General features: G+C 62.2%; 10 protein-coding genes. 1 reads left to right on the forward strand and 9 read right to left on the reverse strand.

Annotated elements, in window-relative coordinates; translation table 11 throughout:
* Positions 1–60: 60 nt before the first annotated feature.
* From JJ918_RS02425 to JJ918_RS02440, 4 genes are all read right to left on the reverse strand, one after another.
* On the reverse strand, positions 61–1,152 hold the full coding sequence (locus JJ918_RS02425) for a hypothetical protein (RefSeq protein WP_291882753.1): 1,092 nt from the start codon (positions 1,150–1,152) through the stop codon (positions 61–63).
* A gap of 72 nt (positions 1,153–1,224) precedes the next feature.
* Positions 1,225–2,586 carry a site-specific integrase gene (locus JJ918_RS02430; RefSeq protein WP_291882756.1) on the reverse strand — a complete coding sequence of 454 codons (1,362 nt, stop codon included), beginning with the start codon at positions 2,584–2,586 and terminating at the stop codon, positions 1,225–1,227.
* A 428-nt stretch (positions 2,587–3,014) separates the two neighbouring features.
* Positions 3,015–5,975, reverse strand: a complete 2,961-nt coding sequence (locus JJ918_RS02435) for a TonB-dependent receptor (protein WP_291882759.1) — start codon at positions 5,973–5,975, stop codon at positions 3,015–3,017.
* 190 nt (positions 5,976–6,165) lie between these two features.
* The gene (locus JJ918_RS02440; RefSeq protein ID WP_291882763.1) at positions 6,166–6,972 is read right to left on the reverse strand and encodes a LytTR family DNA-binding domain-containing protein; all 807 of its coding nucleotides are present in this window, start codon (positions 6,970–6,972) and stop codon (positions 6,166–6,168) included.
* Between the two features lie 386 nt (positions 6,973–7,358).
* Between JJ918_RS02440 and JJ918_RS02445 the strand changes: the two genes are divergently transcribed.
* On the forward strand, positions 7,359–8,162 hold the full coding sequence (locus tag JJ918_RS02445) for a LytTR family DNA-binding domain-containing protein (RefSeq protein ID WP_291882766.1): 804 nt from the start codon (positions 7,359–7,361) through the stop codon (positions 8,160–8,162).
* 7 nt (positions 8,163–8,169) lie between these two features.
* On the opposite strand, the gene JJ918_RS02450 is transcribed toward JJ918_RS02445, so the two are convergent.
* The 5 genes from JJ918_RS02450 to JJ918_RS02470 all read right to left on the reverse strand — a co-directional run bounded on the left by JJ918_RS02450 (position 8,170) and on the right by JJ918_RS02470 (position 12,168).
* Entirely contained in the window at positions 8,170–8,652 is a 483-nt protein-coding gene (locus JJ918_RS02450; RefSeq protein ID WP_291882768.1) for a hypothetical protein, read from the reverse strand.
* An 11-nt stretch (positions 8,653–8,663) separates the two neighbouring features.
* Positions 8,664–9,116 (reverse strand): hypothetical protein, encoded by a 453-nt coding sequence (locus JJ918_RS02455; RefSeq protein ID WP_291882771.1) that lies wholly within the window; start codon positions 9,114–9,116, stop codon positions 8,664–8,666.
* 164 nt (positions 9,117–9,280) lie between these two features.
* On the reverse strand, positions 9,281–9,403 hold the full coding sequence (cydX, locus tag JJ918_RS02460) for a cytochrome bd-I oxidase subunit CydX (protein WP_271187581.1): 123 nt from the start codon (positions 9,401–9,403) through the stop codon (positions 9,281–9,283).
* A gap of 17 nt (positions 9,404–9,420) precedes the next feature.
* Entirely contained in the window at positions 9,421–10,566 is a 1,146-nt protein-coding gene (cydB, locus tag JJ918_RS02465; RefSeq protein ID WP_291882778.1) for a cytochrome d ubiquinol oxidase subunit II, read from the reverse strand.
* 12 nt (positions 10,567–10,578) lie between these two features.
* A complete protein-coding gene (locus tag JJ918_RS02470) occupies positions 10,579–12,168 on the reverse strand; it encodes a cytochrome ubiquinol oxidase subunit I (protein WP_291882781.1) in 1,590 nt (529 codons plus the stop codon).
* Positions 12,169–12,226 lie beyond the last annotated feature (58 nt).

Consider the following 12,226-nt stretch of genomic DNA (forward strand, 5'->3'; position numbering starts at 1 on the left):
TCTTATTACCCCCTCAATAAACTGCCTTGGGTAATTCCCATTCATGCTCCGAAGGGGGCGCTAGCTTTTTTTCGGCGGACGCCCTGGCTTCCCCTTACGGCTCCGCGCCATAAAACGACCCTCCGATTCCCATTCTAAAAATTTATTGCGAAATTGCTCATACTTAGGGAGTGAGGCAGATAGCTCTCCAGTGCGCTGAGCCTCCATGATCGCGTCATAGATCTTCTCGAGCCCCAGGTTGCGCATTGTCGGCATGTTTTCTGCAAGCCAACTGATAGCGGCGGCATACCAACGGGCCTCCGCTTCCTGCTTACGGAGCTGTCCTTCATAGTCTCCTTTGCGCTGGCGAGTCTCTTGAGTTTGGTCCCACTGTTCAACGTGGGATGCGAAACGACGCGCTACAAACTCTGCTGAAGCTGCACCTGCATCGTACGATGCTCTTAGGGCGTCCAGAACAAAGTCTCTGGCGGAACCACTCCCAATAGCCTCGCGGACTTCTTCCAAAGCGCGCAAGAGCGCGCTCACAGCAAGGGCCCAGTGAATTGGGGCTCCCGGAGGAAAGCGTTCATAGAATTTGGGGTTAAATTTAACACTTCCCCACGTATCGCTGGCCGGCTTTTGATGGGTCTTGCCTTCGGATGAAACCGCACGAGCGACCGTATAAAGCGGATCTCCCGGATAATGAGCCGCAATACAAGCTCCATGTGGCACGTACGCCCAACATAACGCCTCATTCCGCCAAACCCACGCTAAAGCTAGCTCCGTGGATGCATCGCCAAAGCTAGGAAAATTATAAGCTTGGAAGATCGTATTGATCGCGTCTGAAGCTTCGGCGCGGCCTTCCGCGCTCTGAAAGTCTGCGAATTCCCATCGTTGATACATCAATTGTAAAACTTGGGCGCCATCAGCATCGGCGTGGAGACGAGCGCCTACTTGGTCAAAGCCTTTCCCCATAACCAGCGCGTCAGATCGCGACCGAACCTGTTTGAAGTCGTCCAGCAACCAGCCATGCTCGCCTTCATTCAGAGAAAGCTCCGCCCAAGGTGGTGGTGGCATCTCCAGCGTTGTTTCGACGGATGTACGCGTTTCATGCCATGCGGCATCAAACTCGACCTCGCCACCGATTAGGACCCTGGGTGCGTCGTCATCCATTCAATCAATCTCTTTACGCAATCAGTCGATAGATTGACGAGCTAAGCTTTCTTGATGAAGCCGTGCTCAATGTCACCTTCCAGCGAGCGCTGCAGCGGCAGCGTCTGAGGTTGCTAGGGCAGCCTGCCTAACGGGGTCGTCAGCCAAATGAGCATACTGAGCCGTAGTCTTCACATCCTTGTGTCCGAGTAACTTGCCAATCAGAGGCAGAGACTGTCCGTCAGCTGCTGCTAAGCTTGCATATGTGTGCCGCAAGTCATGAAGCCTCACCTCAGGCAAACCCGCCTGTTCACGCACTCGATTCCAAACCTTTGGCGTGCCCACATAGTGTCGATGCTTTTCTCTCGGGTTTTCTATGAGCTGGCGCTCAGCTGGAAAGACAAAAGGTGATGTCGGATCCCGTTCCACACCCTGAAGCACTTCCAGAGCGGCCGGCCCGATAGGAACCACTTTTGCACCTGTCTTAGAGTCCTGCAGCAACAACCGACTTCCAGAGACATCTACCTCACTCCACCGCAAACCCTCGATCTCGCTTTTTCGCGCACCCGTTAGAATTAAGAGCCGAATGATCCCACGCCCTTTGGCGCTAAGGTCCTGCTGAAGCAGCGCTGCGCCTACTCGACCGAGTTCTTCAGATGACAGGTATCGTTGTGAGCTGCCGTCCTTAAAACGCTTAACGCCATGAACCGGATTGTCTGAGCGCATCTTCCGCTTCATCGCGAATGTGAATATCGCTCCCAAAAGCCCCGTCGTTCTGGTGGCCGTACCTTTACCCCCACGGGCAACAGGATCTGAGCGACGTCGGGTGCCTGTTCCTTTGACAGCAGTCTTCCCCTCCGCCACATCTCTAATAAAGCGCTCAATATCGGCGGATGTCACAGTGGAAACAGACTGCTTGCCAAGAAGAGGTTTTATGTGGCGCTCGATCCTCAATCGGTCTGTCGCGAGAGTTGACTCCTTTTTCGTCGCCGCGCCCTCCACAAGGTAGAGATCACAAAGCTGAGAGACCTTAAGCTCGGTTCTAGAACGGCTTCGCTCTTCGCGCGGATCCACACCCAATTGAGCCTGACCAAGGAGACGCTTCGCCTCGCTCCTGGCCTCATCGGGTGTGAGCTTACCATGCTGTCCAATCGTGTATTCCTGCCAAGGAGCACCTCGCCCGCCATGCCCGAGACGATAACCAATGATGTAGACCTTCCTCCCCTTGGGAGACACTCGAAGTCCGAACCCGGAAAGGTCGCTATCCCAGAGCCTGTATGAAGCGGATCCCGGTACGGCTGCATCGATCGTACGTTTTGAAAGCCTCACCTTGCCGGCTGACATCAGCGCCTCCATTATCCAGCACATTTCCAGCACAGCAAGGTGAAACGCAGGAAACCTCCAGCAAAACCATGCCAGCTTTAACCCGTTATTTATAGCAATATTGGACCCCATGGTAGGGAGGGAAACTCCAGGAAACACACTTCTTCTGCCCTCCGAAGGCAGAGGTCAGAGGTTCGAATCCTCTTGGGTGCGCCACTCTTCCTTTGTTCCCGCTCCGCTCGACCCGGGCCTGTCATCGCTTTCAGCGTTGGGGTCGATGCTCACATGGAACGCGCTCAGGGCTGTGGGGTTTGGACTCGATCGCGTCGGGCCCGTCATCTTTCCTTTGTTCCCGCTCCGCTCGACCCGGGCCTGTCATCGCTTTCAGCGTTGGGGTCGATGCTCACATGGAACGCGCTCAGGGCTGCGAACGCGGACCCGCCGGGTTCGGAATTTCGCTTCATTCGTCCGCCGTATCCGACCAAAAAAGAAGCGGCGGGCGCATGGCCCGCCGTTTCCCAGCCCGGTGCCGCCGTCAGGACCGGCGACATCCCCCCGGTCTAGAAGGTCCAGCTCAGCCCGAAGCGGACAGAGCGCGGCGGCTGATAGGTCCGCGGCGCACCATAGTTCGGATCCGGTACGTTGAGGGCCGTTTCGCCGATTTCGCGAATGTCGGTGACGCCCGAGCTGTCGAAGACGTTGAAGATGTCCATCCGCAGCACCGGTTCGCCGCCCAGCGGCAGGTCCACCGGCCGGTAGATGAAGGCCAGATCGACATTGTAGATCCAGTCGCTCTCCAGCTGGCTGCCGCGCGGGGTCGGCTGGCTGTTGCAGAAGAAGGACTCGGACTCATAGGCCTGGGCGAAATCATCCGTCGGGTGGAAGCCGATACAGCCGAAGCGCCGCGGCGAGGTCGCCTGCATTGCCGCACCGACAGAGAACTGGTCGGTGAAGGCGTAATTCCCCCACAGCTTGATCTTGTGGGCGCGGTGGTTGGGCAGCAGTCCATCGGAGTTGTCCGTCAGCCCCGGCTGGTCGAAGGAAGTCGTGATCCCCGCATCGTCCTGGCCATTGTCCGACTTCACGGTCCCTTCGTAATTGCCTTCGCTGCGCGACAGCGTCCAGGACCCGTGCAGATCCCAGCCATTGTCGAAGGCCCGGTCGAAGGTCAGCGTCAGGGCTTCATAGGTCCGCGTCGGCGTGGGGTAGCCGAGATCCGCGGCACTCAGATCCACGGTCTCGTCCAGCTCGGGCAGATAGACCCGCATGTCCTCGCCCGGATTCGTCAGCACATACTGGTGGAAACCCGTCCAGACATCCTCGCAGGGCGTGCCGCCAACCGTGATCCCGTTGGCATTGCAGTAGGCGATAACGGCGGCGTCGATCGCCACGTCTTCCAGCGTCACGCCGAGATCGCGATAGGTGTAGCTGGCGCTGAAGTCCCAGAGATCGTTCATCATCCAGCGCGCGCCGATGATGAATTCATCCACATACATCGGATCGAGATACTGGTCGGTCACCGCTCGCGTGTCCGGCACGGTTCCGTCACCGAACACCTCTTCCAGGAACGGTCCGCCTTCGAGCTGCGGCACGTCGTTCGCATCCAGCCCGGTGAACTGGTACCAGTCCTGGGTGAAGAGTTCGGCGCCTGCCATGCGGATATTCGTATTGGTGGCAACAGGCAGGAAGTAACGGCCATAGAAGCCGAACAGCTCCAGCGAGCCGTCTCCGAAATAGTCGTAGGACACGCCCAGGCGCGGTGCCAGCTGGTCCTCGATCTTGGTGAAGGTATCGCCACTGGCGTTGCGGTTGTCGAAGGTCTCGTTGCGCAGGCCGATATTGACGTTCAGCTGATCCGTGACCTGCCAGGAATCCTGAATGTAGAAAGCCGTCTGGATCGTCTCGAACGAGCCGCCGCGATCAAGCTGCCGGACACGGACGCATTCACGGCCAGCCTGACCGCCCTGGGCTTCGCACGATACGGGGTCATAAAGCCGATAGTAGACGCCGCCCGAGTAGAAGGAGCGGTCTTCAGCCGTCAGCGTCTCCCGGTCGACACCGATGCGGATATTGTGCTCTCCGAAAAAGTTCGCATAGATGTCCGCATCGGCCCGGATCAGTTCGCGCGTGTCATTGCCTTCGGCCGGGACGAGCTCACCCCAATTGCCCAGCTGAATGACCGGACCGCTGGTGTCCCGGGCATCAAGGATCGCCGGATTGCCATCCGTGCTGCCCGCAATGGTCTGGTTGAACGTCTGGCGGCCAGCCGTCAGAGACACGGTAAGCCAGTCGGTCATGGCGCCGGAATAGCGCAGGATGTTGACGTCCCCGCCTTCCAGGAAGTTGGTCTGTGCCACCGGCGTGCGGCTTTCAATTTCGGTCCGGTCAGCATTGAAGGTGACGTCGCTCGCCTCACGCACCGTTGCCCGGTCATCCGAAAAGCTCGTCCAGGCGAAGGTATGCCCTTCAAACAGGTTCACATCGAGACGGAAGCCGAAGAACGGGTCGTCCGTGCGATCGACTTCCTCGCGTCCCGCCTCGGTGATGTTGATTGCCTCGATCAGGCGCGGCGAGTACAGGCCGTAGATGAAGACCCGGTCCTCGATGATCGGCCCGGAAACCCAGAAATCGCTCTCCAGCGTCATGCGCTGATCGAACTGGTTGGCCTGGGCATAGGTCGTCGGCGAATCCTCGCGAAGCTCGTCCGGCGAATAGAAAATATTGAACCCGTAGTGCCATTCATTCGTGCCGGAGCGGGTCACGGCATTCACCACCCCGCCAGTCGAACGCCCGAACTCGGCCTGATAACCGCCGGACTTGATCTCCAGCTGATCATACAGCTGGAAAGGCACGGCCGAGGCACCGAGGAAGTTGCGGAAGTCGGTGATGTTCATGCCGTCGACATAGAAGGCATTCTCGCCCGGCGAGGCCCCGGAGATCGAGGCGAAGCCCGTGCTGAGCCCTTCCTCGAAATCATTGTCGCCGATCACGGTGCCCGGCGCGAGCAGGGTCAGCGACGTGACGTCACGGCCGATCGGCACCTGTTCGAACACGGCCTGGACATCGATGTCCAGCCCGGTCTCGGAGGCCTGGAACACATCGACCTGCACCGCCTGACCCGTCACGGTGATGACGTCTTCGGCCATCCCCGCCGGCAAGACAAACTCGTAGGCTGCCGACGAGCCCACCGAGACCCGGACGCCATCGTCGGACACCGTCTGGTAACCGGCCCCGGCTGCCGTCAGTGTGTAATTGCCAACCTCCAGGCGGCCGATGAAGAAGCGTCCATCGGCGCCGGTCGTGACGGTGCGCGTCGAGCCCCGGTCGCTGGACACGGCAGTGACGGTCGCACCGGACACCGGATTGCCGGCCTCATCCAGAACCGTGCCGCCAACACCCCCTGTGGTGTAGGACTGCGCCAGCGCAGCTGGTGCCGTCATGACGGAGGCTCCGGTCGCGGCCGCAAGGGCGAGCCCGAAGCAGGCGGTGGTGCCCAGAAGAGTTTTCTTGATCGCGTTCATATTATCCCCCGAGGCCGGTCGGGCCGGCACTCTTGTTTGGTGGTCGATGGCCAGCGCGCCGGGGTCCTCTCGGACATGCGGACGGGCGCTGGCGGAGCGATCCGACCAGTGCGGGTGAACACGTCTCAATCTGAATGGGTCGAACGGGAGCGGTGCGTTGCCGGCAACGGGCAAGGTTGCGGATGGGAGGTCAGGCTGACGAAGCGGCCGCCGTGCTATTCAGAGCCGCCATCAACGCCGCGCTTCCGGTCGCGCTGACGGGAAGAACCTGGCCGCTGCGAAGCCGGACCGATGCAATCCGCTCACGGCGCTGTTCGGTCGAAACGACATCTGACGGACGCACAAAGTGCGAGCGGTGCACCTGAACGAAACCCTGGCCGTCGAGCATCTGCGCCATCTCGATCATGGTCGCACGGTGCAACACTTCACGCCCTGAGCGGTCGACAAGGGCTACATAATTGCCCTGTGCGGACACAATAACGATATCATCCAGTGCCACATAATCGGTGCGTCCGGCCGACCGTACGGCCAGGCGCGCCGTCCGGCCTCCCCGCGTCGTGTCGCCACTGCGCTGAACCAGGCCTTTCAGCTGGGCGCCGGCCAGATAGGCCATCCCCGTGAAGGTCGGCAGCATCAGCCAGAACAGGGAGGGTGTGGATGCCACGAGCGTCTGGGCCGGCACGCCTGTGTAGGCAGACAGAGCCAGCACCGTCCAGAAATAGTCGGCCATCGAGAATATCGCGACGACGCCGGCCGCTTCGACACAGCGGCGCCAGGCCGGACTGCCTGCAAGCGCATGACGCAATCCAACCAGGGCACCTGCGATGATCGCAGGCAAGGCAATCGCGGAAAACACGGATTGATGCCGGACGCCCAGCGCGAAGCTGGGCGGGGCGCCGTCGGACACGGCTTCCTTATACTGCACGGCGACGAAGAGAAGCACGAGAACCGCCCAGACGATGCAGCCGCCGGCAACGACCCGCAGCGTCCAGCGCATCGGGATACCCCTGCCATGTGACTCTGGAAACCGCGTCGCCACGCCGTGCCTCCCCACGCCTTCAACCGCCCTGAACACCCCGCAGAGCCTGTCACCCGGAGCATGACGGCGAGCACGCGGGGGACTTACATTTCTGTCACCTCACATGCCCCGCACGTAGCAGGAGAGACGCCGGCCGGCCCGGAATTGCGCCGAAGCACGGCCGCCTGTTGCGAACAGCGTCGGAAAACGACGGACGGCGGCATCTGGGTTTAACCCGCGAGCGGCTGTGACGAACCCGGACACCCGGGAAGCCGTCACTTGCCCGGGCGGGGCATATAGGCATGTCCGAAACGGCGCGGTAGCCAATCCATCACGTTATTCAGTGCCTTATGTGGAGGACCGCCATGCGCTGCCTCATCCTTGAAAGCCGCGAACTCGCCCGGACGCAATTGCAGCGGCAACTGGACCGGTTCGCCGACACCAGCTGTGTCGGCGCCCATCCGGCCGCCGGCCAGGACGATCCCTGGCACGGCACATCGCCGGATGTGGTGTTTCTCGGCAGCGACCAGCCGCGGCTCGAACGTCTTCTGTCGCGCCCGGCGGGCACCGCACAAGATGGCCCGGTCATCGTGATGATGGGCGACTTGCCGATACACGCCCTGACCGCGTTCGAGCTGCAGGTGACCGACTTTCTCCTGCGGCCGGTCGAGACGCTGCGTCTTGAGGAATGCCTGCGTCGCGTGCGGACCGAGTTGCAGCAACGGCGCGACCTGGCGCGGGTCGCCGTCCTCAGCGAAACGCTGGCCGGGATCCGCCAGGGGCACACCACCGATGCGGGAGCGCCGGTCTACCGGGATTTCTGGATCCGCTGCCGCAATGAAACCGTGCGGGTGCCCCAGTCGCAGATCGTCTGGATCGAGGCCGCGCGCAGCTATGTCCATTTCAACCTGCGCAACCGGCAGCTCCTGCACCGGATCTCGTTGCGGGAGCTGGAGGAGCGGCTGGACCCGGCGGACTTCCTGCGCATTCACCGCTCGGCGATCGTCAATGTGCATCACATCGAGCGCACCCATGCCGACCGACATGGCACGCATTCGGTCGAGCTGGCCAATGGAGAGATGGTGCGCGTGGGACGCAAATACCGCCTGCAGCTGGCCGAGTTCATGGCGAGCGGCCGGGTACCGCCGCGTCAGGACGTGGCGGCCTGAAACCGGCCTACCGGCCCGGCTCACTGCGGGATGACACGACCTCGACGCGGTAGCTGTCATGGCAGGCGATGCAGGTATACATCGCCGAAGCCGCCGCGGCCTGGGCCTCAGTAACCGGCGTCTCGTCGGGCAGAGCGGCAATCGCCGCCAGGTCCTGACGCAGCATCTGCCCCATGCCCCGGAAACTGTCCGGCATTCTGGCTCCCATTCCCGGCATCATGGGGCGCGGCGTGGCCATCTCCGCGGCGGCTTCCCGCAGCCGGTCGAGATCGCCCTCGCTGCCCGCCTCCATGATCGCCTGGCTGCCCGAAAGGAAGATGCGCATCGTCTCCACGATATGGCTCTGCTCCTCCGCGGTCAGCCGGATCGGGGTTCTCGGATCGGCGTCTTCCGCCACGCCAACCCCGGTCTGGGCGTGTCCGGACGCCGCAATCGCCATCCCGGCGGCCAGAACGGCGGACCCCAACGTGACGGCAAGAATGGCGCGCATCTCCGCCTCCCTCAGAACGTGAAGAACCGCGTGCGCGGATCTGCCATGATGGTCGCAATTTCCGGCGGGGTCGCCACCCCGATCCCGCTGTGAAGGTCTTCCGCGCTGTGGGGCGAGTTGGGCAGGTAGATCGCACAGACCTGAACCGTCACACCATCCTCGATCAGGGTTTCAAGCAGACCGTGCGGCGACATGTTCCGTGGCGCGAGCGGCCGCGTGGCGGCTTCCGGCGGCTGGGCCAGGGCAAGATCGCCGGCCTTGTCGCACAGGAGAACGCGCACCGGCACGCCCTGCTGGGCGCTGGCGCGTGTCAGGATCAGCGCCATGAGCTGGGTCTGCGGATCCTCGCGGGTCAGCACGGTGAGGACGGGCGCTGCGCCCGGCAGCGGTGCCGCATCCTGCGCGGGAGCGGGCGCGGCCAGGGCCGCCATCAGAACAAGGCCGGACAACACAATCTGCTTCATTGCGACATCTCCTCGATGATCACCCCTGCAGGTGCCGTCCTACCGGCAAGCCTGCGGGAAATTCCGGCGGCATTGTTGAAAGGGATGACCAGCCTGCACCGGTCCGGCGGCTGGCCCGGCCGCCTTGCAGCAGGCCCCCTGCCCGGCGCGGCGGCGCCTCTGTCTCATTCGGCACATTCCAGATCCTCGCAGTCTTCCGCATCCGGCGTGAATTCCAGCCAGAGCGCGTTGAGGATTCCGAAGCCGAGGGCGGCAGCAAGACCCAGTATCCAGGTAAAATACCACATGATTCCAAGACCTCCGGTCAGTAGGAGCCGGGCGAGGTGGCCTGCTCGGACGTCACACGTCCCCACAGCACCTTGAACACCCAGCTGGTGTAGAGAAGGATCAGCGGCACGAAGATCACCGTCATGATCAGCATGAAGAACAGCGTGCCGTGGCTGGACGAGCTGTCCCAAACGGTCAGGCTGGCGTCGGGATTGAGCGAGCTCGGCAGGATGAAGGGGAACATCGACACGCCGGCGGTGGCGACGACGCCGAAGACCGACATGGCCGACCCGGCGAGGCTCGCTGCATTACGCTTCTTGCCCAGGCTGACGGCAGCCAGGAAAGCCCCCGCCACGGCCATCAACGGCGCCAGCACCATCCAGGGATAGCGCACGAAATTGTTGACCCAGGCGCCGGCCTCGACACTGACCGCCTTGCGCATCGGATTGGACGGGCCATCGAGCAGGACATCCGATGTGATCATGTAGCCGGGCAGAACCGTGGCGGCCCAGACACCGGCAATGACGAACAATACGATGGTCAGCATGGCCGCGATCGATCCGAAGCGGGCCGCCCGGTCGCGCACTGGGCCCTTTTCGGCCTTCACCACGATCCAGGACGCACCATGCATAACCAGCATGGCGACCGAGATGAGGCCGGCGAGCAGGGCGAAGGGATTGAGCAGGCCGAACAGGCCGCCTTCATAGGTCGCCCGCAGCATGCTGTCGAAGTCGAACGGGACACCGCGCAGCACATTGCCCACGGCCACACCGAAGATCAGCGCCGGTACGAAGCCGCCGATGAAGAGCGCCCAGTCCCAGCTGTTGCGCCAGGCCGCGCTTTCGCGCTTGGAGCGGTATTTGAAACCGACCGGCCGCAGGATCAGCGCCGACAGCACCACGAACATGGCGAGATAGAAGCCGGAGAAGCTGACGGCATAGACATAGGGCCAGGCGGCAAAGATCGCGCCACCGCCCAGAATGAGCCAGACCTGGTGGCCTTCCCACATCGGGCCGATCGTGTTGATCACGAGCCGGCGTTCGGCATCGGTCTTTGCGACGAAAGGCAGGAGCGTGGCGACGCCGAGGTCGTAGCCATCGGTCAGGGCGAAGCCGATCAGGAGGACGCCCAGAAGGCCCCACCAGATGACGCGGAGCGTCGGATAGTCGAGAGGCAGTTCCATGATATGCGTCTCCTATCGGTCGTAGAGCGGTGCCGGCACGGCTTCGGGGAAGCCGCCGGATGCGGGCTGGTGTGTCGTGACCGCTGTTTCTGACGTCGGCCCCTTGCGGATAGCCCGCACCATCAGCGTCACCTCGATCACGGCAAGCGTGCCGTAGAGAAGGGTGAAGCCGACCATCGTCAGGATCACCTGGCTGGCGGACAGGCTGGACACACCCATGAAGGTCGGCAGCACACCGTCGATCACCCAGGGCTGACGGCCGGTCTCGGCCAGCACCCAGCCAAGCTCCGCGGCAATCCAGGGCAAGGGAATGATCGCCACGGCCAGGCGCAGGAACCAGCGCGGGAAGGGCCGGCGCAGGCTCACCAGGTAGAAGGCCAGGGCAAAGACCGCGATGAAGAAGAAGCCGAGCCCCGCCATGATGCGGAAGGACCAGAAAGCCATGGCGACGTTGGGGACCGTGTCCCAGGCGGCCTGCTGGATCTGGTCCGGCGTCGCCTCGCGCGGATCGTCGACATAGCGCATCAGCAGGAGGGCATAGCCCAGATCCTGCTTGGCCAGCTCGAACTGTTCGCGCGCTGCCACATTCTCCGGATCGGCATTGAGCCGCTGGACCGCATCATAGGCCGTGATCCCGTTCTCGATCCGGTCCTGGGCGATGGCGACGAGCGGCAGGATGCCCTCGACATCGCCGTCGATGCTGCGGGTCGCAATCAGGCCCAGAAGCCAGGGCACCTGGATCTCGTAGCGGGTTTCCTGCGCCTCCTGGTCAGGCAGACCGACCAGTGTCAGCGGCGCCGGTGCCTCTTCGGTGTGCCACATGCCCTCGAGAGCCGCGAGTTTCATGCGCTGGTGATCGGTCAGCGTATAACCGCTCTCATCGCCCAGCACGACAACCGACAGGGCCGAAGCCAGGCCGAAGGAGGCCGCAACCGCGACCGACCGCTTGGCCAGTCCGCGATGACGCCCCTTCAGGAGGTAGAAGGCCGAAATGCCGAGCACGAAAACCGAGGCGGTCACATAGCCGGCCGACACCGTGTGAACGAATTTGGCCTGGGCCACCGGGTTGAAGAGCACCTCCATGAAGTTGGTGATCTCCATGCGCATCGTGTCCGGATTGAATGCGGAACCGACCGGCGCCTGCATCCAGCCGTTCGCGATCAGGATCCACAGGGCCGAGAGGTTCGAACCCAGGGCGACCAGGCCGGTGACGAGCCAGTGGACCGGACGCGACAGCTTGTCCCAGCCGAAGAACATCAGGCCGACAAAGGTCGCTTCCAGGAAGAAGGCCATCAGGCCCTCGATCGCGAGCGGGGCGCCGAAAATGTCGCCGACATAATGCGAGTAGTAGGACCAGTTCGTGCCGAACTGGAATTCCATGGTGATCCCGGTCGCAACCCCGAGCACGAAGTTGATCCCGAACAGGTTCATCCAGAATTTGGTGATGTCTTTCCAGACCTGCTTGCCGGTCAGGACATAGGCGCCTTCCATGATCACCAGGATCATCGACAGGCCGAGGGTCAGGGGAACGAACAGGAAGTGGTACATCGCCGTGAGCGCGAACTGCCATCGCGAAAGGTCCGCGACCAGTAAGTGTTCCATGGTTGAACTCCGGTTCCGACGCGTTAACTTGCACTTGAAATACAAGTTTTATAGACGG

The sequence above is a fragment of the Maricaulis sp. genome, from assembly GCF_017642925.1.
Lineage (GTDB): Bacteria > Pseudomonadota > Alphaproteobacteria > Caulobacterales > Maricaulaceae > Maricaulis.